17 protein-coding genes are annotated in these 25720 nt (G+C 65.4%); 8 read left to right on the forward strand and 9 right to left on the reverse strand.

Features of this window, described 5'->3' with window-relative positions; translation table 11 throughout:
• Positions 1 to 492, forward strand: coding sequence for an Lrp/AsnC ligand binding domain-containing protein (locus tag QTH91_RS06660; protein WP_286659216.1), 492 nt, complete (start codon positions 1 to 3; stop codon positions 490 to 492).
• Between the two features lie 10 nt (positions 493 to 502).
• Here the strand turns inward: QTH91_RS06660 and QTH91_RS06665 are convergent, their stop codons facing one another.
• The 3 genes from QTH91_RS06665 to QTH91_RS06675 are packed head-to-tail and all read right to left on the reverse strand — an operon-like array spanning position 503 to position 6409.
• The gene (locus QTH91_RS06665) at positions 503 to 3613 is read right to left on the reverse strand and encodes an efflux RND transporter permease subunit (RefSeq protein ID WP_286659217.1); all 3111 of its coding nucleotides are present in this window, start codon (positions 3611 to 3613) and stop codon (positions 503 to 505) included.
• Positions 3614 to 3662: 49 nt separating this feature from the next.
• Positions 3663 to 4889 (reverse strand): efflux RND transporter periplasmic adaptor subunit, encoded by a 1227-nt coding sequence (locus QTH91_RS06670; RefSeq protein WP_286659218.1) that lies wholly within the window; start codon positions 4887 to 4889, stop codon positions 3663 to 3665.
• Positions 4886 to 6409 (reverse strand): efflux transporter outer membrane subunit, encoded by a 1524-nt coding sequence (locus QTH91_RS06675; protein ID WP_286659219.1) that lies wholly within the window; start codon positions 6407 to 6409, stop codon positions 4886 to 4888. The genes QTH91_RS06670 and QTH91_RS06675 overlap by 4 nt, the downstream gene beginning before the upstream one ends.
• 1054 nt (positions 6410 to 7463) lie before the next feature.
• Here QTH91_RS06675 and QTH91_RS06680 point away from each other — a divergent pair.
• Positions 7464 to 8873 carry a DUF1254 domain-containing protein gene (locus QTH91_RS06680; protein WP_286659220.1) on the forward strand — a complete coding sequence of 470 codons (1410 nt, stop codon included), beginning with the start codon at positions 7464 to 7466 and terminating at the stop codon, positions 8871 to 8873.
• Positions 8874 to 9183: 310 nt separating this feature from the next.
• Here QTH91_RS06680 and QTH91_RS06685 read toward each other — a convergent pair whose 3' ends face one another.
• From QTH91_RS06685 to QTH91_RS06695, 3 genes are all read right to left on the reverse strand, one after another.
• On the reverse strand, positions 9184 to 10134 hold the full coding sequence (locus tag QTH91_RS06685; RefSeq protein ID WP_286659221.1) for a glycosyltransferase family 25 protein: 951 nt from the start codon (positions 10132 to 10134) through the stop codon (positions 9184 to 9186).
• 69 nt (positions 10135 to 10203) lie between these two features.
• On the reverse strand, positions 10204 to 12333 hold the full coding sequence (gene glgX / locus QTH91_RS06690) for a glycogen debranching protein GlgX (RefSeq protein ID WP_286659222.1): 2130 nt from the start codon (positions 12331 to 12333) through the stop codon (positions 10204 to 10206).
• Positions 12330 to 13466, reverse strand: a complete 1137-nt coding sequence (locus QTH91_RS06695) for a zinc-binding metallopeptidase family protein (RefSeq protein WP_286659223.1) — start codon at positions 13464 to 13466, stop codon at positions 12330 to 12332. Before QTH91_RS06695 ends, glgX begins: the two co-directional genes overlap by 4 nt.
• Positions 13467 to 13642: 176 nt before the next feature.
• Between QTH91_RS06695 and QTH91_RS06700 the strand changes: the two genes are divergently transcribed.
• The 5 genes from QTH91_RS06700 (at position 13643) to QTH91_RS06720 (ending at position 22135) form a co-directional block, all read left to right on the forward strand.
• Positions 13643 to 14065, forward strand: coding sequence for a ribbon-helix-helix domain-containing protein (locus tag QTH91_RS06700; RefSeq protein ID WP_286659224.1), 423 nt, complete (start codon positions 13643 to 13645; stop codon positions 14063 to 14065).
• Positions 14066 to 14082: 17 nt separating this feature from the next.
• On the forward strand, positions 14083 to 15186 hold the full coding sequence (locus tag QTH91_RS06705) for an extracellular catalytic domain type 1 short-chain-length polyhydroxyalkanoate depolymerase (RefSeq protein ID WP_286659225.1): 1104 nt from the start codon (positions 14083 to 14085) through the stop codon (positions 15184 to 15186).
• A 108-nt stretch (positions 15187 to 15294) separates the two neighbouring features.
• A complete protein-coding gene (gene putA / locus QTH91_RS06710) occupies positions 15295 to 19116 on the forward strand; it encodes a trifunctional transcriptional regulator/proline dehydrogenase/L-glutamate gamma-semialdehyde dehydrogenase (RefSeq protein WP_286659226.1) in 3822 nt (1273 codons plus the stop codon).
• Positions 19117 to 19268: 152 nt separating this feature from the next.
• Positions 19269 to 21758 carry an AI-2E family transporter gene (locus tag QTH91_RS06715; protein WP_286659227.1) on the forward strand — a complete coding sequence of 830 codons (2490 nt, stop codon included), beginning with the start codon at positions 19269 to 19271 and terminating at the stop codon, positions 21756 to 21758.
• Between the two features lie 53 nt (positions 21759 to 21811).
• Entirely contained in the window at positions 21812 to 22135 is a 324-nt protein-coding gene (locus tag QTH91_RS06720) for a thioredoxin family protein (RefSeq protein WP_286659228.1), read from the forward strand.
• 4 nt (positions 22136 to 22139) lie between these two features.
• On the opposite strand, the gene QTH91_RS06725 is transcribed toward QTH91_RS06720, so the two are convergent.
• A complete protein-coding gene (locus QTH91_RS06725; RefSeq protein WP_286659229.1) occupies positions 22140 to 22670 on the reverse strand; it encodes a hypothetical protein in 531 nt (176 codons plus the stop codon).
• On the opposite strand from QTH91_RS06725, the gene QTH91_RS06730 reads away from it, so the two are divergent.
• Positions 22669 to 22863, forward strand: coding sequence for a hypothetical protein (locus tag QTH91_RS06730; protein ID WP_286659230.1), 195 nt, complete (start codon positions 22669 to 22671; stop codon positions 22861 to 22863). The two genes, QTH91_RS06725 and QTH91_RS06730, sit on opposite strands and share 2 nt — an antisense overlap.
• A gap of 22 nt (positions 22864 to 22885) precedes the next feature.
• Here QTH91_RS06730 and QTH91_RS06735 read toward each other — a convergent pair whose 3' ends face one another.
• Together QTH91_RS06735 and QTH91_RS06740 are read right to left on the reverse strand one after the other, a co-directional pair.
• Positions 22886 to 24391 (reverse strand): right-handed parallel beta-helix repeat-containing protein, encoded by a 1506-nt coding sequence (locus tag QTH91_RS06735; RefSeq protein ID WP_286659231.1) that lies wholly within the window; start codon positions 24389 to 24391, stop codon positions 22886 to 22888.
• On the reverse strand, positions 24388 to 25518 hold the full coding sequence (locus QTH91_RS06740) for an acyltransferase family protein (protein ID WP_286659232.1): 1131 nt from the start codon (positions 25516 to 25518) through the stop codon (positions 24388 to 24390). The genes QTH91_RS06735 and QTH91_RS06740 overlap by 4 nt, the downstream gene beginning before the upstream one ends.
• Between the last annotated feature and the right edge of the window lie 202 nt (positions 25519 to 25720).

Consider the following 25720-nt stretch of genomic DNA (forward strand, 5'->3'; position numbering starts at 1 on the left):
TTGATCGAACTCGACCGCATCGACCGCAAGATCCTCGACATCCTCCAGGCCGAGGGCCGCATCTCCAACACCGAGCTGGCGCAGCGCGTGGGCCTGTCGATGTCGCCCTGTTCGGAGCGCGTGCGGCGGCTGGAGCGCAACGGCGTCATCACCGGCTACCACGCCAGGCTGGACCCCGAGGCCCTGGGGCAGCCGCTGCTGGTGTTCGTGGAGATCACCTTGTCATCCAAGTCGGCGGACGTGTTCGACAAGGTGCGCAACGAACTGATGCTCATGCCCGAGGTGCAGGAATGCCACCTCGTTTCCGGCAGCTTCGACTACCTGGTCAAGGCGCGTCTGGCCGGCATGGACGAATACCGGAACCTGCTGGGCGCGATGCTCAAGAAGCTTCCGGTCCCGGCGCAGTCGCAAAGCTACGTGGTGATGGAATCGGTGAAGGAGGGCGTGGCCTTGCGGACGGGCGGCGCTGCGCCCGTCGCCCGCCGACGCTAGCTGGCGCGCGTCATTCGGCCGCTGCCGGCCGCAGGTCGTCGTCGATGTGCGGATCGGCCGGCTGGCCGCGCAGCTTGCGCACCATGCGCCGGATCCAGTGCTCGATGTCGTCGATGTACGTGAACACGGCCGGCACCACCAGCAGGCTCAGCACCGTGGAGGTGATCAGACCGCCGATCACCGCCACCGCCATGGGCGAGCGGAAGCTCGAATCCGCCGCGCCCAGGCCCAGCGCGATGGGCAGCATGCCCGCACCCATGGCCAGCGTGGTCATGATGATGGGCCGCGCGCGCTTGTGGCAGGCGTCGCGCAGGGCGTCCCATCGGCTCATGCCGTGGTCGCGCCGGGCGACGATGGCGTATTCCACCAGCAGGATGGAGTTCTTGGTGGCAATGCCCATCAGCATGATCAGTCCGATCAGCGAGGGCATCGAGAACGCCTTGTGCGCGATCAGCAGGCCCACGAACGCACCACCCAGCGCCAGCGGCAGCGCGCACAGGATGGTGACGGGATGCAGGAAGTCCTTGAACAGCAGCACCAGCACGATGTAGATGCACAGCACGCCGGTCAGCATGGCCAGCCCGAAGCTGGCGAACAGCTCGCCCATCATCTCGGCATCGCCCACGGCGGCCTGGCGCACGCCGGGCGGCAGGTTCTTGATGGACGGCAGGTTGGCGACTGCCTCGGTCGCATCACCCAGGCCTACGCCGGACAGCTCGATCTCGAAGTTCACGTTGCGCGAACGGTCGTAGCGGTCGATGACCGCCGGGCCGCCGGAAATGTCGAGTGTGGCCACCTGGTCGAGCATGACCGGCCCGCGCGCGCCCGGCACCGTGAGGCGCGACAGCAAGGGCAGGTCTTGCCGCGCCGAGTCTTCCAGCTTCACCACGATCGGAATCTGCCGCTGCGCCAGATTGAGCTTGGGCAGGTTCTGGTCGTAGTCGCCCACGGTGGCCACGCGCAGCGTTTCGGCGATGGCACTGCTGGTCACGCCAAGGTCGGCGGCGCGGGCGAAGTCCGGCCGCACGGCGATCTCGGGGCGGACCAGGCTGGCGGTGGACGTGATGTTGCCCAGGCCGGGAATGGTGCGCAGGTCTTTCTCGACCGCGCGGGCGGCGGTCGTCAGCGCCTGCGGGTCTTCGCCGGTCAGCACGAGGATGTACTTCTCGCCCGAGCCGCCCAGCCCGACCGTGGTGCGCACGCCCGGCATGTCGGACAGTGCCTGGCGGATGTTCTTCTCGATGGTCTGCTTGACCGGCCGGTCGCCACGCGGATCGATCTGGATCGTGAGCGTGGCCTTGCGCGTCTCGGGCACGCCGAAGCTGGCGAACGGATCGCCGCCCGCGCTGCCGCCGCCGATGGTGGTGTAGACGCTCTTCACATGCTTGACGCCCATCACGCGCTGGCGCACCTGCTCGGCTGCGGCGCTCGTCTGCTCCAGCGTCGCGCCCGGCGCCAGCGTGACGTACACCTGCGTCTGCGAGTTGTCGTCCGGCGGCACGAAACCGGTGGGCAGCAGCGGGATCATCGCGATCGAGCCGAAGAAGAAGAGGGTGGCCAGCACCATCGTCTTGAAACGATTGCGCATGCACCACTGCACCAGCCCCATGTAGCGCGAGAGCCAGCGCGGCTCCCTGTCCTCGTCCGCCATCGGCTTGAGGATGTAGGCGGCCATCATGGGCGTGAGCATGCGCGCCACGACCAGCGAGGCGAAGACGGCCAGCGAAGCCGTCCAGCCGAACTGCTTGAAGAACTTGCCGGCCACGCCGCTCATGAACGCGGTGGGCAGGAACACGGCGATCAGCGTGAAGGTGGTGGCGATCACCGCCAGGCCGATCTCGTCGGCCGCTTCCATGGCGGCTTCGTAGGGCGACTTGCCCATGCGCAGGTGGCGCACGATGTTCTCCACCTCGACGATGGCATCGTCCACCAGGATGCCGATCACCAGCGACATCGCCAGCAAGGTGACGACGTTGATCGAAAAGCCCAGGTAATGCATGCCGATGAAGGCCGGAATGGCCGACATCGGCAGCGCCACCGCCGAGACGAAAGTGGCGCGCAGATCCCGCAAGAACAGCCACACCACCAGCACCGCCAGGATGGCGCCTTCGTAGAGCAGGTGCAGCGAGCCCTCGTACTCTTCCTTGGCCGGATCGACGAAGTTGAAGGCCTCGGAGAGCTGGATGTCCGGCCGTTCGGCCGTGAGCTTGGCCAACTGCTCGCGCACGGCGGCGCCGACTTCCACCTCGCTCGCACCGCGGGCGCGGGCGACCTCGAAGCCGACCACAGGCTTGCCGTTGAGCAGGGCGGCGGCGCGGGGCTCGGCAATGGTGTCGGAGATGCGTGCCACCTGGTCCAGCCGCACGCGGCGCCCGTCGCGCAGCGGGATCTGGATGTTGGCCAGCTGGTCGGCCGATTCCACCGTCGCCAGCGTGCGCACCGGCTGTTCGCTGCCGCCCAGGTCGGTGCGGCCGCCGGCGCTTTCCACCTGCATCTGCCGCAACTGCTGCGAGATCTCGGCGGCGGTAACGCCCAGTGCCTGCAGGCGCAGCGGATCGAGGTCGATGTGCACCTGCCGAGTCACGCCGCCCACGCGGTTGACGGCGCCCACGCCCGGCAGCGCCAGCAGCATGCGCTGGATGTCGTTGTCCACGTACCAGGACAGGGCCTCGTCGTCCATGCGCGGCGACGCGATGGTGTAGGCCAGCACCGGCTGGGCGGCCAGATCGAGCTTGTTAACGACCGGATCGCGCAGGTCGGCCGGCAGGTCGGCGCGCACGCGCTGCACCGCCGAGCGGGTTTCGTCCAGGGCTTCCTGCAGCGGCTTTTCGAGCCGGAACTCGACGATCAGCGTCGCCGCGCCGTCCTGCACCTTGGTGGTGATGTGCTTGAGGCCCTGGATGGTGGCGACGGAGTTTTCGAGCTTGCGGGCCACGTCGTTCTCGAGCTGCGAGGGCGATGCGCCCGGCAGCGAGGCCGACACGGTGATGGTGGGCAGGTCGATGTCCGGAAAGTTCTGCACCTTCATGGCCTTGAAGGAATACAGGCCGGCAAGGGTGAGCAGCACGAACACCATCACCGCCGGAATCGGATTGCGGATGGACCAGGCGGAAACGTTCATGGCGGAAGTCCGAAAAAAGATGCAGCGGTGGCGTGCCTTGGCCGCGCGTTCAGTTGCTCTTGGCGGGCGGGGCGGTTGCGGCGGGCGCGGCCGGCGCGGCCCCAGCTCCGGGCGCGTCGACCACGCGGACCAGGTCGCCGTCGTTGAGGAAGCCCGCGCCCTGGACCACGACCTTCGCATCGGCCGGCAGCGGCGTCGTCACCTCGACCCGGTCGCCGACACGGCGGCCGATCTCGATCTTGGTCTGGCGCACCCGCTGGTCGGGCTGTAGCACCATCACGTTGTTGAAGCCGTCGCGCGGCACGATGGACTGCTGCGGCACCGTCACCGCCCGGCTCTTGCCCAGCTCGAACACGCCGCTGGCGAACATGCCGGGCTTGAGAGAAGCGGGCGTTGCGTCCGCGCCCTGCAGGCTTGGCAGATCGACGTAGATGAGCGCGTTGCGCGTTTGCGGATCGACCGTCGGCGCCACACTGCGCACGGTGCCGCGCGCCTGCGCGCCGCTGGCGCCGGTCACCACTGCAGGCGTGCCGATGGCGATGCGCCCCAGTTCGCTGGCGATGACTTCGGCTCGCCATTCCAGGCGCCCCTGGCGGATCAGCCGAAAGAGCTCGGTGCCCGCCTGAACCACGCTGCCCACGGTGGCGCTGCGCGCGGAAATCACGCCGTCATCCGGGGCCAGCACACGGGTGTTGCCCATGCGCACCTGCTGCGCCGCCAGGGCCGCCTTGGCGGCCTCGACCCGCGCCTTGGCGGTCTGCTCGGCGGTCACGTACTGATTGATCTGCTGCTGGCTCAGCGCGCCGGTGGCGTCCAGCGTGCGGGCGCGCTTGGCCGTTCCGGCGGCGTCGGCGGCCGTGGCCTGTGCCTCGACCAGCGCTGCCTTGGCCTGGGCCACGTCGGCGTTCACAGATTCCGGTGCGAAGGTGGCCAGCACCTGACCCTTCTTCACGCGGTCGCCCACGTTCACGCGCACGTCGGCCAGGCGCAGGCCGCTTGCTTCGGAGCCCACGCTGGCTTCCTGCCAGGCCGCGATGTTGCCGTTGGCGGGCAGCTGGATGGTCAGCTCGGCTTCTTCGGGCGCCGCCACCGTCACGGTGAGGGTGGGGCGCTGCTGCGTGCCCGCCGCCGGCGCTCCGGCCTTGGCGGGAGCCGGCCCGGCATCGGCTTTCGTGTCGGGCTTGCGCAGGAGGAAGAAGGCCGCGGCGGCCAGCACGAGCACCACCACGATGGCGATGACGATGCGTTGGCGCGAGTTGGAACGTTGGAGGCTCATGGTCGGGTCGTGGCGGTGGTCGCAGCCGGCGCTGCGGCGGTCGAGACGGTGGCGGGGGCCGAACTGGGGGAGGAAGAGGCCGCGGGGACAGCGCCGACCGTCGGCGCGCCGTCGCTGCCGGGCCGCTGCCAGCCACCGCCCATGGCACGGTAGAGGGTGACGAAGGCTTCCGCGCGTTCGCGCTGCAGGCCGACGAGGGTGGTCTGGGCCACGAAGAGTTGGCGCCGTGCGTCTTCCAGTTCGAACAGGCTGGCCAGGCCGCTGTCGAAGCGCGCCTGGGTGGCGGCAAACGAACGCTGCGAGTTGTCCACGGCCACCTGGGCGTCGGTATGGCGGTCCTGGCTGCTTTGCAGCGACAGCAGGGCCGATTCAACCTCGCGCACCGCCTGCCGCACGGTCGAGCGGTATTGCGCCACCGATTCGTCGTAGCGGGCGCGCGCGGCTTCCGCATTGGCGGCGCGGGTGCCGGCGTCGAAGATCGGGATGTCCAGCGCCAGGGGCCCGATGGTCCAGGTGTCGAGTGACTGCTGGAAGCCGCTGACGCGGAACTGCGTGATGCCGATGTTGCCCTGTAGGGTCAGGCGCGGCAGCCGCCGTGCCTGGGCGGCACCGGCCGATGCACTGGCGGCCGCCACGGCTCGCTCGGCAGCGAACACATCCGGCCGCTGCGCCAGCGTCTGCGCCGGCAACGGGCCCACCGCGATCTCGCCCAGAGGCGGCGGCACCAGCGGCGCGGCGTCGAGCCGGGCATCGAGCGTGGCGGCATCCAGCCCGGTGAGGGCGACCAGCGCCTTGCGATACAGCGCGCATTGGGTGCGCTGCTGCACGAGACGGGAGTTGCCGTCGGCGGCGGTGGCGCGGGCGCGTGCGGCATCGGCCGGCGCCTGGAAGCCGGCATTGGCGGCCAGGTCGGTCAGGCGTGCGGTCTCGTTGCGCGAGCGCGTGTCGGAGGCCTGCACCTGCAACTGGCCCTGGCAGGCGCGCTCGTCGAAATAGGTGTTGGCCGTCTCGGCAGCCACCGACACCCGTGCCGCATGCCAGCGCGCCTGCGCGCCTTCGAGTTGCGCCTGGGCGGCGTCGCGGCTGGCGGCCAGGCCGCCGAACAGGTCGATCTCCCAGCTCGATGCCAGGCCGGCCTGCAGCATCGTCATCGGCGTGAGGGTCTGGCCGGGACTGGCCTGCATCAGGGCATTGCCGCGCTGTGCCGACAGGTTCCCGTTCAGGTTGGGGATCATCGCGGCGCCGGCGGCCACGCGGTCCGCGCTCGCCTCGGAGATGCGCGCGGCGGCGCTGGCGATGTCGGGGCTCTCGGCCTGTGCGGCGCTGATCAGGTCGACCAGCAGCGGATCGTCCAGGCGCTTCCACCACTCGGCCATCAGCACCACCGCGCCGCCGTGGGGCAGCGGCACGTGCCACTGCGCCGGCGTGGGGTCGGGGGCTTTTTCGGGCGGCCTTGAGACGCAGCCAGCCGACAACAGCAAGGCGCCCAGGCAGGGCGCGAACAGACCTGGAATCCTCATGGTCGAAGACGAACGGTGCTCGCTCGTGGCGAGTGGTTTTGCGCCGGCCGTCGCGATCGCAATGGCAGGCGCTGTGGACGGGATCGCCGGGCCGCGCGGGGGGTGCGCTGCCGGCAGCAGGCGAGCATAGCAACACGGCGCGTGCAAACCGACGATGGGCACTGTCCCAGGGCGAGTTTCTGGGTGGCGTCCTACAAGGAAAAAACAACGCATGGCGAGCCGCCACGGCTGGGGTGGGCCGTCAAGGTTCTTGCGCGCCGGGCAAGAAAGTCTTGATGTGCTGACAGGTGTGGGGATCCTTGGGCGGGGCTGGGGGAGTTTGTGCTGGCGGCGATCGGCCAGGAGCTGACGTTCGTTGCTTCGATCGAACTGACTCCACTCGATTGAGTAGGTTGGGCCGTTGAAGGTGCGTGCACACCAACTCGCACTCATTCAACAATCGGCCAACAGCCGACCTTCAGTCTCTATCTTCAAATCATGAGAACAGCGACATTCGTCCTTGTGCTTGGAGTCTTCTTGACACTTCCCTGTGTTCTCATGTGTGCGCTCTTCACCAAGAACTATTTTGAGCTTGCATTCCCAGCCAGAAGACCAAGGCTCTTGGAGGAACGCTCGCTGAGCGACGCAATCGTCGCCTACCTGACACGTCTCTTTCTGATTTTCGTCCTCGGACTGAGCGCCATCTATCTCGTCAACGTCATCCGAAATGCCGTCTGACAGGATGGACAGGGGCCCATTTCCGCAGGTTCCGCCAGCCCGCCGGTACTTCCGCAATGGGCGCCGAACTGGCGCCGGCGAGCTCCGGCAGAATCCGGCCAGAACCGGTCAGTCGCTGACGCCGCCCACCTGCACTCGGAAGCTGACATTCGCCGCCCCCGGCCTCGATAGAACGATTTGGTAGATGCGCAGGCTGCGCTATGCCAGGTTCTTGCATTAGGGGCAATTGCCTACGTTCCGATGGCGGCGTAATGTATTGCTCGGCGGAAATACCGAGCACGTACCGAAGAGGGCATCAAAGATGGCAGGAGCACGGCAAAGGGCGTATCTGATGGTCATGGCAGCACTGCTGCCTTTGGGACCTGCCATCGGCCAGGAGGGCTACCAGTTCAAGGGCGGCTTCCCAACGCCGGCCACGGTGAGGAAGGCATATGACGATGCCGACCTGACGCGTGCCATCCAAACCTACAAGTTCTTCTATCCATCGGTGTCGATTGCTGCCACCTGGGATGGGAATGAGAAGGCCGGCCTCGTGCCGAACAAGACGGCCATGCTTTTGATGGGAAGTCCCTACCAGACCGTGTTCACCCCGAACTCGGATACTCCCTACGCTGGTATCAATGTGGACCTGTCCAGCGGCCCGATGGTGGTGGAGTTGCCTCCTGGTCCGCTCATCTGCGTGGTCAACGATATGAACCAGCGATGGGTGATGGACATGGGTCTCCCAGGGCCCGATGAGGGGAAGGGAGGCAAGCACTTGATTCTCCCTCCCGGTTACAAGGGCGACGTGCCGGCTGGCTACTATGTGGCGACTGCCACGTCCAACCGGGCCCTCATGTTGATGCGCGTCATTCCCGCGAATGGCGACGTGGACGGGGCCATCGCGAGGCTCAAGACCATCAAGTTCTATCCGCTCAACCGGCCGGCCGACTGGCCTGAACTCGCCTGGGCGCCCATCGGCGACCGACCGGGGGAGTTCACGCCGGGACCGTGGGAGAACAACATCGGCTACTGGAAGCGCTTGCATCAATTGATTGACGCTGAGCCGCCATATGAAGCCTATCGAATGAACTACGGGGAGCTTGCGGCTCTGGGTATCGAGAAAGGCAAGCCGTTCGAACCGGATGCGCGCATGACAGCCATCCTCGAGAAAGCCGCTCGAATCGCCAATGCTCAGATGCGAGTGCAGTCGTTCGCTGACCGCAGGCCAGACCGCGTCATGTGGCCGGACCGAAAGTGGGAGTGGGCGACGCTGAGGCCCGAGAACGGTACGTTTGACCTGCCCACCTACAAAGACCTAGACGCTCGAGCGAAGTGGTTCTACCAAGCGCAAATCGAGTCGCCGGCGATGTTCAGGCGCACAGCCGCCGCCGGGTCGCTCTACTGGCTTGGTACGCGAGATGCTTCCGGAGCCTACCTGGACGGCGCCAAGACGTACAAGCTCACGGTGCCCTTGCCGGTGCCGGGCAAGCTCTTTTGGTCGGTCACCCTTTACGACCCGCATACGCGAAGCGAATTGCTCACTGACCAGGGAAAGGCGGCACTGCGCTCGATGGTCGAACTCAAGGATGCCACGGGTGGTTCCGTCGACCTGTACTTCGGCCCCAAACCTCCCCCCGGACACGAGGCTCGCTGGCTCAAAACCACCCCCGGCAAAGGCTGGTTCACGTACTTCCGTATCTATGGGCCTGAGCAAGGGGCCTTCGATAGAAGCTGGAAGCCGGGAGACTTCGAACTGGTTCGATAGCTTCGCCTTTCACCGCTGCTGACAACGCGGGGAACACCTGTTGCGAGTTGGGAATGACAGCTTGGTCCGAACCGCTTGGGGTCCGCTCAGGGCCCACAGCGGCTGTACCTGAAGCTCCGTTCCGGACATTGAACGTAGGTCCGCTTTCAAGAAGTCCCGATGTCTGCAGCGGGCGCAAACGAGTCGACCGACGGTATCGCGGCAACGTCCGGTCAGTGCCCTAGGCGGAACCAGCGCTCATTCGGCCTTGGAACTCTTCCGATGTTCCGCTTGCGCAGCGATCGCGAACCTGCGAATGTTCCCTGGCACTTCATAGATCAGAGGCCATCGAAAGAAGCGCGACCAGCCCAATGGCGATCCATGCGATGGGCATGCGCAACACGCGACCGATCGTCCCCCATCGCAACCTGCTCGAATGCGCATGCAGGGCGTGAACGCCACCAAAGTACACGCGCATGAGTTCGGTTCGAGCCCTGAAGATCATGGCGGGCCCGCGCCGATACCAGCGCAACTTGAACAGCTTCAAGCGCTGCCGATCGCCGATGGTGCTCACCAGGTTGGTGTCTGACGGACAGGGCGATGGAGTAACCGTTCGCAGCTTCAGACCGAAGAGCCATGCCCGCTCCAGCGCGTGATCGTAGGGCAGCTGCATGGGAAGGAGTCTTTCCACCAGAACCTCGGCGGCCCGTCGGTTGAACAGAATGCTGTTCGAGTTCATCAGGCGCGACAAGGGTACGGCCAACGCATAGTGCTCGGACAGGTCTTCAATGCGAACCGGGGTCCCGGAGTGAAAGCTGGAAAGCTTGACGACGTCCCACTCGTCGTTGAGGCTGATCAGGCGGCTCAGCAAGTGCTGAAAATCGTCAGGAAAGTCGGCGTCGTCCTCGAGCACCAGGGCCCAGCTCCAAGGCCCTGAAAGAAATTCTCGCAGTGCCCTCACGTGGGAAAGGTAGCAGCCGACCTCGGCGGCGTTCAAGTGCTTGCCGTGGTTGCGACGGTACCCTGTCGAGTCCACCTCTGGGGTGCACGAAAGATCCAAGGTGCTGCCGTCGATCGCTGGCACACGTATCCACGGCAGGCCAGCGCGGGACAGGCGTTGGCCCATCGCACTGAGGCGATCGGGCGAACGGTCCAGGTTGATGACGAACGTTTGGAAGCGCGGGTGAATGGGCACGGTATCGAATGCGGGGGCGGCGGCGGCATTCTTGGCGGCCAAAATGAATGGCTGCTGAACAACTCGCCATCCCCAGCGCGCGAACACTCATCGCTAACGCGCACGAGCCTGGGCAGTCCAAAACGTGCCCTCTTGCTGCGATGCCACCGGCAGCGATCACTCCGAGCGAAAGAGCAGCAGCGATCGGCCGGTGACCGTGTAAGTGGTGCCTGTGTCGAAGCGGCCACCTGGCGCGAGCGCGTCCTGCGCGGTGTCCAGTTCGAGCACCCACGCGCCTGGCGTGCTGGGTGCGACCAGTGTGAAGTCGACTGCATCTTCCCAGGCGTTGAACACCAGCAGCACGCTGTGGTCGGCGCCGTGGCGGGCAATGGCGGTGGCACGTGCGCGGCCGTCGAGCAGCATTCCAAAGCTGCGCGTCCGAGGATCGTTCCACTGTTCCGGGCCCATCTCGCTGCCGTCGGGTGCGAGCCAGCACAAGTCTTTCACCGAAAGTTCTTCGTCAAGCTGGCCTGTCGCAAAACGGTTTCGACGCAGCACCGGCAAGGCATCGCGCAGCTGCAGCAGACGTTGCACGAAGGCAATCTGCGCCCGGCCGGCCGCGTCGATGGCCTCCCAGTCGAACCACGAGATCTCGTTGTCCTGGCAGTACGCGTTGTTGTTGCCATTCTGGGTGCGACCGAATTCGTCGCCGCCCAGCAGCATGGGTGTTCCTTGGGCGAGCAGCAGCGTGCCCAGCAGGTTGCGGCGCTGTCGGGCTCGCAGGGCCAGCACAACCGGTTCGTCGGTCGGCCCTTCTGCGCCGCAGTTCCAACTGCGGTTGTCGGAATGGCCGTCGCGGTTGTCCTCGCCATTCGCTTCGTTGTGCTTGCCGTTGTAGCTGGTGAGATCCGCCAGCGTGAAGCCGTCGTGCGCGCTGATGAAGTTCACGCTGGCCCAAGGCCGGCGACCGCGGTGGTTGAAAGGGTCCGCGCTGGCGCTCATGCAATTGGCCAGGGCGGGCGCCATGCCTTCGTCGCCTTTCCAGAACGCACGCACCGTGTCGCGGAAGCGGTCGTTCCATTCAGCCCAGCCCGGCGGAAAGCCACCCACCTGGTAGCCGCCCGGCCCGCAGTCCCAGGGCTCCGCAATGAGCTTGACGCTGGAAAGCACCGGGTCTTGTCGGCAGCTGTCCAGAAAGCCCCCGCCTTCGTCGAAGCCGTAGGGTTCGCGCGCGAGGATGGTGGCCAGGTCGAACCGGAAGCCGTCCACGTGCATCTCGGTGACCCAGTAGCGCAGGCTGTCGGTCACCATCTGCAGGACGCGCGGATGGCTCAGGTTGAGCGTGTTGCCGGTGCCCGTGTCGTTGATGTAGTAGCGCGGGCCGGTCGCCTCGCCTTTGGGCATCAAGCGGTAGTAGCTCGCGTTGTCGATGCCCTTGAAGCTGAGCGTGGGGCCCAGCTCGTTGCCTTCGGGCGTGTGGTTGTAGACCACGTCGAGGATCAGCTCCAGCCCATGGTGGTGGATGCGCTCCACCATGTGCTTGAACTCGTCGATGCTCGGCTCATGCAGGTAGCGTGGCTTGAGCGCGAAAAAGCCCAGCGTGTCGTAGCCCCAGTAGTTCTTCAGTCCGCGCTCTTCCAGAAAAGACTGCGAAACGTAGCGGTGCACCGGCAGCAGCTCGATGCTGGTCACGCCCAGCTCGCGTATGTGCCGCAGCACTTCGTCCTGCGCAAAGCCGGCGAAGGTTCCGCGCAGCGCCTCCGGCACGCCGGGGTGGCGCATGGTGTGGCCGCGCACATGCGTTTCGTAGACGATGGTGCGCTCCCAGGGAACGCGCGGGCCCTCCGTCTGCTCCCAGGCAAAGCGCGAATCGACCACGACGCATTTGGGCACCAGGTGCGCGCTGTCGCGTTCGTCGAAGCTCAGGTCGCCATCCGGATGGCCGACGGTGTAGCCGAAGAGCTCCGGGCTCCATTGCAGCTCGCCCATGTGGGCCTTGGCATACGGGTCGAGCAGAAGCTTGTGGTGATTGAAGCGATGTCCGTTCTCCGGCTCGTACGGGCCGTGCACCCGCAGGCCGTAGCGCGCCCCCGGAGCGAGCCCGGGCACGAAGCCGTGCCAGACCTCATCGGTGTACTCGGGCAAGGTCACGCGCCCGATTTCGTTTTCGCCCGCCTCGTCGAACAGACAGACCTCCACGCGGGTGGCATGGGCCGAGAACACCGCGAAGTTGACGCCGGTGCCGGTGTAGCTGGCACCCAGCGGGTGAGATACACCTTCCTCGATGCTGAAGCTCTGAGTGGTCATTGGGCGGCAGTGGGCTGGTTGGCAGGCGTGGGGACGGCGAAATTCATGGGGCTGAGACCGTGCGTGGCGTGGTGCACCACCTGGTGCACGAAGGCCAGCTTCTGCACGACCGGCTCGACGATCACGAAGGGGTAGCTGTCCAGTGAGCCGAGGCTGCGGTCCATGGCGTTGATGAACTGCGACACCGGAAGCCACTGCTCGATGACGGTCGCGACAAACTGCTCGTCATCGGGATCGACAGGGCGCGCCTGCAACGCCGGCCCGGTGGGCACGGCGTGGTCGAGCCGCAATCCCCACGCCGCGGCGGTTTCCAGGCCATCGACAAGATGCAGGTAGTGCGCCCAGGTCTCTGCCCAGTCTTCCCAGGGGTGCGAGCTGGCGTAGACGCTCACGCAGTCTTCGGCCCAGTCGGCCCGTGGGGATGCGTAGTGGCGCTGCAAGGCCTGTGCATAGTCAGCGCGCTCGTCGCCAAATCGCTCCCTGAAGCCGTCGATCCAGGGCGTGTCACGAACGAGCCGATCCCAGTAGTAGTGACCGATCTCGTGCCGGAAGTGGCCCAGCAGCGTCCTGTACGGCTCGTGCATCCGGGTGCGGATGTCTTCGCGGCGGGCGTCGTCCGCTTCCGCGATGTTCAGGGTGATGACGCCTTCGTCGTGCCCGGTGAGCACGCGCGCCTCGGGGCTCACGTCTTCCAGGAATTCGAAGGACAGGCCATTGGCTGGGTCTTCGACCTTGTTTGGGACGGGCAAGCCCAACTCGAGCAGCGTGAACACCAAGTGCCGCTTGGCGCGCTCGAGCTTGATCCAGTACTCGAGGTTCTGCGGCTTCGACAGGGCCGGAATGGTGTGCGTGGTTCTGCAAGAGATGCAGTACTGATGGTCGGCGTCGTGCGGCAGGAGCCAGTTGCACACCCCCGACGCGCGGTTGGCACACGCGCGCAAGGGCAGGGCCTGCTCAGGTGCGCCACAGCGCTGGATGGGGCCTTGTGCCGATTCTGGTGATTCTGGTGATTCTTCGAAAGCCACCATCTTCATTTCGTCCGCCGAGAAGCCGAGGAGCTTCTGGCAGACATCGCAATGGTCGTTCTCGAAGAAAACGCGGTTGCCGCAGTGGCTGCAGTTGAAGAGCTTCATCGGATGGAACGCCTGGCGAGATGGTGGCCGCCATGATGGGCAGAGGCGGCGTTCCGGGGCGCCATCCTTCATGCTGCACTGCAGTAGGAATTTGCCGCAGGGCGGCATTCGCCGCACTTTCGCGAGGGGAATAACCAGCCATTTGCCATCCAAGTGGATGGTGCTAAGATGGCAAAATGCCAAAACGCAGCCACGCCGTCGCCACCGCCAACAAGCCTGGCGACGAGAAGATCACCATCAACATCGGTTGTGTGGACCTGGGTCAGATCGACCTGCTGGTCCAGGAGGGCTTCTACGCCAACCGCACCGATCTCATCCGGACAGCCATCCGCAACCACCTGGCAACGCAGACGGACTTCGTGCGCCAGACCGTAGCGCGCAAGTCGCTTGTGCTCGGCATACAGACCTTCGGCGCAGACGAACTGCATGCGTTGCAGGAAGCCAAGCAGACGATCCAGATCCGCGTGCTTGGGCTTGCGGTGATCGCACCTGACGTGACGCCTGAGCTGGCCCTGGCGACGATCGAATCCATCACCGTGCTTGGCGCCCTGCATGCGAGTGCCGCCGTCAAGAAGGCCCTTGCAGAACGCATTCGTTGAACCAACCGGACACCAACATGAACCCCAAGTTCCAGCAACTCCTGGCGCAAGCGACCCACCTTACCCGCGCAGGGGATCTGCGCGCTGCAACCGCAGCGATTCAGGCGGCACTTCTTCAGACGCCAGACACGCCCCCTTCGCCTCATGCGCCCGGCGCCGCCGACGAGCCCGGCGAAATCATCGACGTGCAGGCCCGCGAGATTCCCAATGTCGCGCCCGAGCGCGCGCAACTCGAGCCGGACAGTTCGGAGCCTGCACCGCTCGGGCGCAGCAGCTTTTCGACGCACACTCTGGCGCAAGGTGGCACCCAGCGTGACTACAAGCTCTTCGTTCCGCCGCAGGCCGGGGAGCGGCCCTTGCCGCTGGTCGTGATGCTGCATGGCTGCACGCAGAACCCGGACGATTTCGCTGCCGGCACGGCCATGAACGACGCAGCCTTGGCGCAAGGCTTCTACGTGCTGTATCCCGCGCAATCCAGAAAGGCCAATCCGCAAGGCTGCTGGAACTGGTTCAAGCACACGCACCAGCAGCGAGACCGTGGCGAGCCGGGCCTCATCGCGGCGATGACGCGCGAGGTGATGGCAAGGCACCGTGTGGATGCCGATCGGGTCTATGTGGCCGGGCTGTCAGCAGGCGGGGCCATGGCGGCCATCGTCGGCGAGCTGTACCCCGAGTTGTTTGCGGCCGTCGGTGTGCATTCCGGCCTGGCAGCCAATGCTGCGGCCGACCTGCCCAGCGCATTGGCTGCCATGAAGGGCGCGACGGCGAGTCCAAAACCCGCTGCAGGCGGGGGCAGCGGCGTTCCGACGATCGTTTTTCATGGCGATGCCGACTCGACGGTCCACGCAAGGAACGGCGCGAGCGTGGTGTTTTCGGCGACCGGCCAGGTCGAGCCGAGCGAAACGGAGCATGTACAGGGGGCAGGGCGGCGCCATGCCACGCGACATTTGCATTGCCATGCAGACGGGCGCGTATTGGCTGAGCACTGGGTCGTGCACGGCGGATCTCACGCCTGGTTTGGCGGCAGTCCACAAGGCTCGTACACCGACGCGTCCGGCCCAGACGCAACCGAGGAGATGCTGCGCTTCTTCTTCGAGCACCCTCGCAAACCCGCGCATTGATCGGACGGCAAGGACCGATTTGAGCGGATCCGCAATGGGTTGCACCTTTCTTTTCTACGGGTTGCACCTTCGGTTATAGTCGCCGCCAATCAAACACGGACGGCAGACATGGGCCTCACCACACTCGGGATCAAGGTTGACGAGGAGTTTCGCAACCGTTTGCGTGCCTCGGCGGAAGCCCTCGGTCGCACGCCACACTGGTTCATCAAGCAAGCCGTCCTGGGTGCGATCGAGCGTGTGGAAGGGGGCCTGATCGCAGGCCGCGTGCTCGGCGCGGGCGAGCTGGGCAGCGCGCTGGATGGCCCGGCCAACCTCGAAGGTGCAACCCAGATCTTCGAGCCCAATCCAATGGTGCAACCTTTTTTGGAGTTTGCGCAATCGGTGGCGCCGCAGTCGGTCCGGCGCGCCGCGATCACCGCGGCCTACCGGCGTCCGGAAGAAGAGTGCGTGCCGATGCTGATCGCCCAGGCGCGCCTGCCTCAGGCCCAGGCCAAGGGCGCTTCTGAACTGGCGCACAAGCTGGTGACGGCGCTTCGCAACAAGCGCGCGACCGGTGGCGTCGAAGGCTTGCTGCAGGAGTTCTCCCTCTCCAGCCAGGAGGGCGTGGCCCTCATGTGCCTGGCCGAGGCGCTGCTGCGCATTCCCGATCGGGCGACGCGCGACGCGCTGATCCGCGACAAGATCAGCCAGGGTGACTGGCATTCGCACGTGGGCCACTCGCCATCGCTGTTCGTCAACGCGGCCACGTGGGGCCTGATGCTCACCGGCAAGCTGGTCGGCACGAGCAGCGAGAAGTCGCTGGGCAGCGCGCTGTCGCGCCTGATCGGCAAGGGCGGCGAGCCGCTCATCCGCAAGGGCGTGGACATGGCCATGCGCGTGATGGGCGAGCAGTTCGTGACGGGCGAGACCATCTCCGCCGCGCTGGCCAACAGCCGCAAGTACGAGGCCAAGGGCTTTCGCTATTCGTACGACATGCTCGGCGAGGCCGCGACCACGGCCGACGACGCACAGCGCTACTACGCGCTGTACGAGCAGGCCATTCACGCCATCGGCCGCTCCAGTGCGGGCCGCGGCATCTACGAGGGGCCGGGCATCTCGATCAAGCTGTCGGCGCTGCATCCGCGCTATGCCCGTGCCCAGCACGAGCGGGTCATGTCCGAACTGCTGCCGCGCGTGCGCGAACTGGCGCTGCTGGCGCGGCGCTACGACATCGGCCTGAACATCGACGCTGAAGAAGCCGACCGGCTGGAGTTGTCGCTGGACCTGCTCGAAGCGCTGTGCTTCGACGCGCAGTTGCAGGGCTGGAACGGCATCGGCTTCGTGGTTCAGGCGTACCAGAAGCGCTGCCCCTACGTGATCGATCACCTGATCGAGCTGGCACAGCGCAGTGGTCGGCGGCTCATGGTGCGGCTGGTCAAGGGCGCCTATTGGGACAGCGAGATCAAGCGCGCTCAGGTCGATGGGCTGGAGGACTATCCGGTCTTCACGCGCAAGGTGCACACCGATGTGTCGTACCTGGCCTGCGCGCGTCGCCTGCTGGCAGCGCCGCAGCAGGTGTATCCGCAGTTCGCCACGCACAACGCCTACACGCTGGCCGCCATTCATCAGATGGCGGGCCAGAACTACTACCCCGGCCAGTACGAGTTCCAGTGCCTGCACGGCATGGGCGAGCCACTTTACGAAGAGGTGACCGGCCCGGTGTCGGAAGGCAAGCTGGCGCGGCCCTGCCGCATCTACGCGCCGGTGGGCACGCACGAGACGCTGCTGGCCTACCTGGTGCGGCGCCTGTTGGAAAACGGCGCCAACACGTCCTTCGTCAACCAGATTGCCGATCCAAAGGTGTCGGTGGAATCGCTCATCGCCGATCCGGTCGAGGCGGCCTCCCGCATCACCCCCGTGGGTGCGATGCACGAGCGCATACCCTTGCCGGTCAACCTGTTTTGCAACGGCGAAGGGCAGGGTCGCGCCAATTCGCAGGGCTTGGACCTGTCGAACGAACAGCGACTCGCATCGCTGTCGGCCGCGCTGCTCGGCGGCACGGGCCAGGCCTGGCGCGCCGCGCCCACCGGCACGACCTGGGACGACGGGCGCTCGCAGCCGGTGCGCAACCCGTCCGACCGGCGCGACGTGGTCGGCCATGTGATCGAGGCGACGCCCGAAGAAGTCGAACAGGCATTGGCCGCCGCCGCGGGCGAGGCACCCATCTGGCAATCGACCCCGGTCGAACAGCGTGCCGAATGCCTGGAGCGCGCTGCCCAGGCGCTGGAAGCGCAGATGCAGCCGCTGCTCGGCCTGATCGTGCGCGAAGTCGGCAAGACGCTGAACAACGCCATCGCCGAAGTGCGCGAGGCGGTCGACTTCCTGCGCTACTACGCGGCGCAGGCGCGCGATGAACTGGGCGGAGCGCCCAGCCGCCCGCTGGGCCTGGTGACCTGCATCAGCCCCTGGAACTTCCCGCTGGCGATCTTCACCGGCCAGGTGGCGGCCGCGCTGGCTGCCGGCAATGTGGTGCTCGCCAAGCCGGCGGAGCAGACACCGCTGGTGGCAGCGCGCATGATCGACCTGCTGCACGAAGCCGGCGTGCCGCCGGCCGCCGTTCAATTGCTTCCCGGACAAGGCGAGACCGTGGGCGCGCGTCTTGTGGGCGATGCCCGCGTTCGCGGCGTGATGTTCACCGGCTCGACCGAGGTGGCGCGCCACATCTCGCGCACGCTGGCCTCGCGTCTGGACGATCACGGCCACACCATTCCCCTCATCGCCGAAACCGGTGGCCAGAACGCGATGGTGGTCGACTCGTCCGCGCTGGCCGAACAGGTGGTTCTGGATGTGCTTCAGTCCGCGTTCGACTCCGCCGGCCAGCGTTGCTCGGCATTGCGACTGCTGTGCGTGCAGGAGGAAGTGGCCGACCGGCTGCTTGCCATGCTGCGCGGCGCGATGCGCGAACTGGCGGTGGGCAACCCCGATCGCCTTTCGGTCGACGTCGGCCCGGTGATCGACGACGGCGCGCGCGACGTCATCGAGCGCCACGTGGCGGCCATGCAGTCTGCCGGCTGCCAGGTCGAGCGCCTGCCGCTGCCGCAGGTTTGCGTGCACGGCAGCTTCGTCGCCCCGACGCTGATCGAGATCGACAGCCCCGCGCAGCTCGAACGCGAAGTCTTCGGCCCCGTGCTGCATGTGCTGCGCTACAAGCGCGACGGCCTGCCGGAGTTGATCGACGCCATCAACGGCACCGGCTACGGCTTGACTTTCGGCCTGCACACGCGCATCGACGAGACGATCGCGCAGGTGGTTTCGCGCATCCACGCTGGCAATGTCTACGTCAACCGGAACGTGGTGGGCGCCGTGGTTGGGGTGCAGCCTTTTGGTGGAGAAGGACTGTCGGGCACCGGCCCCAAGGCGGGCGGGCCGCTTTACCTCCACCGCCTGTTGGCGGCGGGCCCCGCGCCAGCGGCGCAGCCGGGCCAGGCCCAGGTGCTGCCCGGTCCGACCGGCGAGCGCAATGTCTACAGCCTGGTGCCGCGCGGCACGGTGCTGTGCGTGGCGGCCACGGCCGAAGGCGCGCGAGCGCAGTGGGAAACATTGCATCCGCTGGGCAACCGTGCCTTGTGGCTCGACGGGCCCGTGGCGCAGGATTTCGTCGCCAGCTTGACGAAGGCCGAGCGCGCCACCTGCGCCTTCGTGGCCGACGATGCGCTGGAGTCGGCCCGTTTCGACGCCGTGATGTTCGAAGGCGACCCTGATGCGCTGCGCGCGCTCAACCAGCGCGTGGCGTCGCGCGACGGCCCGATCGTCGGCGTTCAGGGCCTGGCCAGCGGCGACATCGCGAGCGGCCGGTCGCGCTATGTGGGCGAGCGCCTGCTGGCGGAGCGCAGCGTGAGCACCAACACGGCCGCCGCCGGCGGCAACGCGTCGCTCATGTCCATCGGCTGATCCTCCGGCGGTTCCTGGCAAGGCGGCCAAAAGGCCGCGGATGACGGCCGGCGCCTACGCGACGTTGCGGGCGCGGACGACCCGCGCTGCACCGTTGTGACGGCAAAGTGTCGGCTCGACGCGCACCAATTGCGCCGCCGGGCGCCGCAAACATGACCACAAAAGATGCCGACGCGCGCCCACGTGCGCAAGACGCCGGGCCTGATTCGAGGAGTTCCACGCTGCCGCCGGCGCTGGGTGACTTGCCCGGCGCATCCACGCATCCGCTGGCCGCCCTGGCCGCGCTCGTTCCCGAGCTGAAGCTCATGGCCGGACTGCTCACCGGCGCCGCCATCATTGCCGCGCTGTATTTCGGGCGCGACATTCTCATTCCCCTGGCCTTGGCCTTCCTGCTGGGCTTTCTGCTCGACCCCGTGGTGGTGCGCCTCAAGCGCTGGGGGCTGCCCCGGGCGCCGGCCGTCATCCTGGTGGTGACGCTGGTGCTGGGCATGCTCGGCCTCGGCGGGCTCTTCCTGGGCAACCAGGTCAGTGCGTTGAGCGCGCAGCTGCCCACCTACCAGACCAACATCCGCCACAAGCTGCGGGATCTGCGCGCCGCGTTCGACAAGCCGGGCATGTTCGATGGCGCCATGAGGACGCTCGATACCGTGAAGAAAGAGGTCGAGAAAGAGGCACCCGCACCCCAGGCTGCGCCGGCGCCGCCCCAGCGCGTGGTGATCGCCGAGCGGACGCCTTCGCCCATGGAGCAGCTCATCAACGGGGTGAACAAGGCCAGCGGGCCGCTCGCCACGGCGGGCATCGTGCTGGTCTTTGTGGTGCTCATCCTGCTGGACCGGCTGGACCTGCGCGACCGACTGGTCCGCCTGTGGGGCGGCAGCGTTCACCGATCGACCGACGCGATGGACGAGGCGGCGCGCCGCATCAGCCGATACCTGGGCATGCAGCTCGTCGTGAACCTGACCTACGGCTTGCCGATGGCCGCCGGGCTCTGGCTGATCGGCGTGCCTGGATTCATGCTGTGGGGCGCCATCGCCGCGGTGATGCGCTTCGTGCCTTATGTCGGGCCGATGATCTCGGCGGCATTCCCGATCGCGCTGGCGTTCGCGGTCGACCCCGGCTGGTCGATGGTGCTTTGGACGATCGGGCTGATCGTGGTGCTCGAACTGGTCAGCAACAACATCGTCGAGCCCTGGCTCTATGGCGCCAGCACTGGCCTGTCCGCGCTGTCGCTGATCGTGGCGGCCATCTTCTGGACGGCGCTGTGGGGGCCCATCGGGCTGATCATGTCGACGCCATTGACGGTCTGCCTGCTGGTCATCGGGCGCTATCTGCCGCGGCTGCATTTTCTGGATGTGCTGCTGGGAAGCCACCCGGCGCTGGATACGCCCACCCGCATCTACCAGCGCCTGATCGCCGGCGACGTGGAAGAGGCCGGCGACCTGGCGGAGGAACAGGTGGACAAGGGCAGCGTCACCGCCTTCTACAACGAGACGGCGCTGCAGGTTCTGCGCATGTCGTCGATCGACCACGGACGAGTTGCCACGGCGGAGCATCGTCATCGCGTGGTGACGGGCATGTATGCGCTGATCGACGATCTGGAAGAGGAGCACCCCGCGCCGGTGCGCGACGCCGCGCCGCACGTGGTGTGCATCGGCGGCAAGTGGGAGGTCGACAACATCGCTGCGCGCATGCTCGGCCATGCCCTGTCGCTCGAAGGTCAGGGCGCCGGCTGGCGGGCGGCCAGCACGCTCACCGCCGAACACATCGACGGTCTGGATCTGCACGACGCGCAGTGCGTCTGCCTCTCGTACTTCAGCCCCCAGCCGGAGATTCAGGCACGCCACTTCTGCCGCCGCCTGCGCCGCCGCTGGCCGAAGGTGAAGATCGTGCTGGGCCTGTGGAACGCGTCGCCGGAACTGCGTGGCGAGGACGCGGCCGAATCGCTGGGCGCCGACGCGATCGTGGGTGGCATCGACGAGGCGGTGGTGCGCATCTCCGACCTGATGGGCACGCGCCTTTCCGAAAGCTTCATGGAGGCCATCGTCCCAGAGGCCGATGCATTGCGGCTGCAGGCGCTGCGCGCCAGCGGTGCGCTCGACGCGCGCGCGCAGCCGCTGTTCGATGCCGCTGCGCAAAGGGCGGCCGACATCTTCGACATGCCGATGGCCATGGTCTCGCTGATCGACGAAAGCCGCCAGCAGATCGGCGGATCGTGGGGCAAGCTGGCCTGGCCGCGCGGCTCGGGCAAGCCGACCGTGCGTGGCGAAGACATGGAGATCGATCGAACCGTCTCGTTGTGCGGGCACGTGGTGGCCAACGCCCAGTCGGTGATCGTGCCCGATGTCTCCAAGGACATGCGCTTTGCCGGCAACGCCGCGCTGCGCGAGAAAGGCATCCGGTTCTATGCCGGCGCGCCGCTGCGGGCGGAAGGCGGGCATGTCATCGGCACCCTGTGCCTCTTGGACAACGAACCGCGCGTTCTCAACCCCCGGGAAGGACGGCTGTTGCAGGCCATGGCCGACGACCTGATGAAGGCGCTGGCGAACAGCGTGGCGCAGTGGGGGGACATGCTTCCGGTGCAGCCTGAGCCGGAGGAAGGGTCGTCAGCCACGCTGGGGCAAGCCGTGCCGCAGGGAACGTGATGATCGAATCACCCCCGAACCGCGTGGGCTTCGTTCTGCGCTAAGGTTGCCGCATGAGCACCCAACCCTACGCCGCCGAGCAACCCGAACGTTCCGACATCGACCGCCTGCAAGGCGCTGCGGTGCTGGAGTTCGGGGCCAATTGGTGCGGCATCTGCGCCGCGGCGCAGCCACTGATCTCGCAAGCCTTGGCCGACAAGGCAGGGCTGCGGCACATCAAGGTCGAGGACGGAAGCGGCCGTCCGCTGGGCCGCAGCTTCGGCGTCAAGCTCTGGCCGACCCTGGTGTTCCTGCAAGACGGCAAGGAAGTCGCCCGGGTGGTCCGCCCTGGCAGTGCGCAGGACGTGAGCGACGGCCTGGCCAAGCTGACCACTTGACGCTTCAGGGCGCTGTGCGCGCAGCCGGCTGACAGCCGGCTTTTTCCTCGCTGCCACGCCATGCGGCGACCACGCGCTCGGCAATGCGGGCCATGCCCCAGTCATGGGGGTGGTCGTTGACCGCGGCAATGGCGTACTGCGGGCCGGACTGCTGGTCGGGGTTTTGCGGAGATTGGCGCAGATCTCCAATGCCCACGAAGCGTCCCCCGCCGTCCTCGCATTGCTTTTTCATCTGTCGATCCAGAGCAGCGTTGCCCCACCAGGTCGACATGCAAACCAGGCGCAGGCCGTGGGCAGCCTTCAGAAGCTTGCCGTAGCTGCTGACGAATTCGGCCGCCGTCTCGTTCTTGGCGTTGTCGCCGAGTCCGACCACGACAAGCGTCTTGTCGTCGACGTTGGCGGTGACTTCGGGGATGCGATGGAGGTGCTGCGACGGAGCGGATTCGAACTCGGGAATGGCGCGAAGCTCCAGCGGCAGGCGCAGGGCCGATGCCACCAGATGCGCGAAATCGCGCTCCTTGGCCGATGCCGCCATGCCCCAATCGTTGGGCCATTGCACTTGCGCGCTGGGCGGATGCCTGGTCAGGCTGTTCCCGATGACGACCAACTTTTCAGGCCGCGCGCACTCGCTTCGGGCCGTCGATTCGCGCGCCTGGCCTGTGGTCGCCATCAACGTGATCGCGCCCGCGGCGACCGTGCGCCACGCGAGAGACCACGCCTTGGCTTGACCATCACGCGCTTTGGCGCGCCTTAGTTGCTGGCGCATACGCTGTTGGAGCACAAGTAAAAGGCTCCCCAGTACGAAGTCAGGCCCGTGCCAACCGGCAGGGGAAATTTGCCCGCCATGTCCGCACGCGGCGGCACTGGCGCCCATCCGGGATTGCCGTTCGGAGGCGCGGCAGCCAAGCTGAAACCCGTGCCGTCGGTGGCTGCGCTGTTGACGAAACGAACCGGCGCAACAAGATTTCCTGTGGTGGTCTTCGCGTCGACATCTCTGACCAATTCGTTGCCCCAGCGCAGCGGAGCGCCGTTGCCTTGAATGCTGTACCAATTGACGTACAGGAAGTTGGTGTTGCGCTGCGGATCCTTGAAGTCATCCGTCACATAAATGCCGTTGGTATCCGAATCGCTGGTAGCCACGATGTTGTCGTAGATGAAATTCCAGCTGCTTCGGTTCGGCGAGATTTGGGCGTAAGGAAGAATGCAGGTGCCGTTGACGTCATTGGGGCAGATGCTTGGCTGGCTTGCGAGAATCATTTCTGCGCGGTGCGCGCCGTAGGGAACTCGATTCTTATCGGTGGCGTTGTGGTAGAGCGTGTTGGATGAAATGACGTTGTTCTTGCCGACAAAGAGACTGATGCCCGCTCCGGCATTGTTTTTGAGGACGTTGTACGCGACCAGGTTGCCGTCGCAGTAGTGGTCTATCTGAATGCCGTTGCCGTCGGAAAGCGTTTCATCCTTCTGTCCGGCCACATAGTTGTAAAGAATCTCGTTGTTGTCGCAATCTGGATCGTCGTCAGGGCGATCGTTGACTCGGAAGAGATGGATGCCGGACGTGCCGCCATAGGCTTGGCCGTTGTTGAGAACCTGGTTCCTGAGGATCTGCCAGTACGAGGCCTCCATATCGATCCCATGGCCCCCATTGCCTTCGACAAGGTTGTTTTCGATGGTCGATGCATCGCCGGCATTGATCGGCTTGTTGGCTGCCTTTTTATCGTCCGATATCTTGCTTGCGATGCCGTGGTGGTCATTGGCGACGATGTGGCTGTATTGGATCGAGTTTCCCGGTCCCGGATCGGCGAAGGAAACGCCAACAAAGGCGCTGTGCACGCTCAGGTTGTATAGCTTGACGTAGGAGCTACCGTCCGATACGGCGATCGCGGCAGCGGCCGTGTCCCGGTTGTTGCGCGTGACATCCAGATGCTGGATGACGATGTATTTCGAGTTGAAGACGCTGATCCCCTCAATCAGGCGAGGCATGGCCGTACTGCTCGCCGCCTTGATCGTGATCGGCTTGCTTGCCGTGCCCTGAAATCCGTTGATGGCCAGAGAGTTGTATCCGAGGGTGGGTTCCGCGCCGTAGGTGCCCGGCGTGATGAGGATGACGTCACCCGGTTTGATCTGGGCCTTCAGCGAATATTGGATATCGGCGAGGCTGTAACTCGTGCCTTTGCCGACGCGCCATTCCTTCGATTGCGCAGGCGACAGGGCAGTCAATAGAAGCGCGCACGCTGCGGCAGCATAGAGTTTTTTCATTGATTGCCGTTTTCAGCCGAGGGTTGATTTAAAGGGTGAATCGATGCAAGCTTGTTCATTGGCTTGATCTTTTTGGTCAGACGGTGTTTTTGCAGGATTGCCGGCTCTTCGATGAAATGCCAGGACATCATGGCCACGACCACCGAAAAGAACGTTGCGGCAGCCGTCAGCGCGCAGACCGAAAGTGTCGGCATGGTTGCCATGAGCATTTGCTGGATGGGAAACGCATAGATATAGATGCCATAGGAATAGTCGCCCATTTCGTTGAATTTCAACAAGGCCTTGTTGGCAGGCCAATACGCGATGAAAAGAGTCACGTAGGGCAGGGCGAACAGGTAGATGGACCTGAAAACCATTGGCGAATTCATGGCGCCGCCCACCAGAAAAATGCTTGCTGCGCCAAAAAGCATGGGTGAAAGTGGAATCTTCGATCGGAACAGTTGGTAAACCATGCCGCTGCAGAACATCACGGCGAGTTTCAGGATTTCCGGGGACGTCGAATGCTGCGGCGAGCGCAGGCTTGCCACGATCAACGCAATGGCGATGACCAAGCTCGCCCGCCTCATCCAATCGTGATGACGATGCCGTGCGGTGACGGCCAGAAATAGCCAGCCAATTCCGAGCAACGCGTACAGGCGCAACTCATGCCGGAGTGTCCAGAGTGATCCGTTGACGGCGGCAGGCGCCTTGTTGTCGAAAAATGCGCCGGGCAAATCGGCCTCGGCACCTGCGACCATGAGCGCATTTTTCAGCAGATATTTCCACGTCTGAAGCTGCGTGAAATACTGGCTGGTGGGTTCGGCGCTGAACCCTATTCCAATGATTCCGACGGTCAGCAGCAGCGACACCCAGAGTGCGGGATAGATGCGCAATGCGCGTGCAATTGCAAATTCCCAGATGCTTTTGGAGCGAAGAAGACTTCCGGTGACAAGAAATCCACTGATGACGAAAAAGACATCGACGGCGATGCCGCCAGGCGTGGTGCCAAGGACGGTTTGCCAAGGCTCCGCATGAATATCCCCCGTTGCAAGGACAAAGCTGTGACTGGCCAGGACTATCCAGGCTGCGATCAGACGAAGCAGATTGAGATTGTTACTTCGGCCGACCGCGCGCTCGTCGAGCGTCATTTGGAATATCCCTAATCACCAACTTGATATCGCGAAGACTCGAATTTTCTTGGGTGGCGAGCCGTGAGGGGGCGAGTCTAGACACGCTTTTATAGAGTGGCAAGATATTATGATTCTGGCGACAAAGTATTAACAAATAGCCGGCAAATTAACATCAATTTATATAATTGCTCATGTAATTGATGGTTATTAAAGTGTGTGA

Source organism: Variovorax dokdonensis (assembly GCF_030316895.1).
GTDB classification, from domain to species: Bacteria; Pseudomonadota; Gammaproteobacteria; order Burkholderiales; family Burkholderiaceae_C; genus Variovorax; species Variovorax dokdonensis.

Excerpts from the sequence above, each read along its gene's own strand:
- QTH91_RS06670 (WP_286659218.1), bottom strand. The coding sequence starts at position 4,889 with ATGAGCCTCCAACGTTCCAACTCGCGCCAACGCATCGTCATCGCCATC.
- QTH91_RS06725 (WP_286659229.1), bottom strand. The coding sequence starts at position 22,670 with ATGGCGGCATCGGCCAAGGAGCGCGATTTCGCGCATCTGGTGGCATCG.
- QTH91_RS06675 (WP_286659219.1), bottom strand. The coding sequence starts at position 6,409 with ATGAGGATTCCAGGTCTGTTCGCGCCCTGCCTGGGCGCCTTGCTGTTG.
- QTH91_RS06740 (WP_286659232.1), bottom strand. The coding sequence starts at position 25,518 with ATGACGCTCGACGAGCGCGCGGTCGGCCGAAGTAACAATCTCAATCTG.
- QTH91_RS06720 (WP_286659228.1), top strand. The coding sequence starts at position 21,812 with ATGAGCACCCAACCCTACGCCGCCGAGCAACCCGAACGTTCCGACATC.
- QTH91_RS06715 (WP_286659227.1), top strand. The coding sequence starts at position 19,269 with ATGACCACAAAAGATGCCGACGCGCGCCCACGTGCGCAAGACGCCGGG.
- putA (WP_286659226.1), top strand. The coding sequence starts at position 15,295 with ATGGGCCTCACCACACTCGGGATCAAGGTTGACGAGGAGTTTCGCAAC.
- QTH91_RS06700 (WP_286659224.1), top strand. The coding sequence starts at position 13,643 with ATGCCAAAACGCAGCCACGCCGTCGCCACCGCCAACAAGCCTGGCGAC.
- QTH91_RS06665 (WP_286659217.1), bottom strand. The coding sequence starts at position 3,613 with ATGAACGTTTCCGCCTGGTCCATCCGCAATCCGATTCCGGCGGTGATG.
- QTH91_RS06730 (WP_286659230.1), top strand. The coding sequence starts at position 22,669 with ATGCCCCAATCGTTGGGCCATTGCACTTGCGCGCTGGGCGGATGCCTG.
- glgX (WP_286659222.1), bottom strand. The coding sequence starts at position 12,333 with ATGACCACTCAGAGCTTCAGCATCGAGGAAGGTGTATCTCACCCGCTG.
- QTH91_RS06705 (WP_286659225.1), top strand. The coding sequence starts at position 14,083 with ATGAACCCCAAGTTCCAGCAACTCCTGGCGCAAGCGACCCACCTTACC.
- QTH91_RS06680 (WP_286659220.1), top strand. The coding sequence starts at position 7,464 with ATGGCAGCACTGCTGCCTTTGGGACCTGCCATCGGCCAGGAGGGCTAC.
- QTH91_RS06735 (WP_286659231.1), bottom strand. The coding sequence starts at position 24,391 with ATGAAAAAACTCTATGCTGCCGCAGCGTGCGCGCTTCTATTGACTGCC.
- QTH91_RS06695 (WP_286659223.1), bottom strand. The coding sequence starts at position 13,466 with ATGAAGCTCTTCAACTGCAGCCACTGCGGCAACCGCGTTTTCTTCGAG.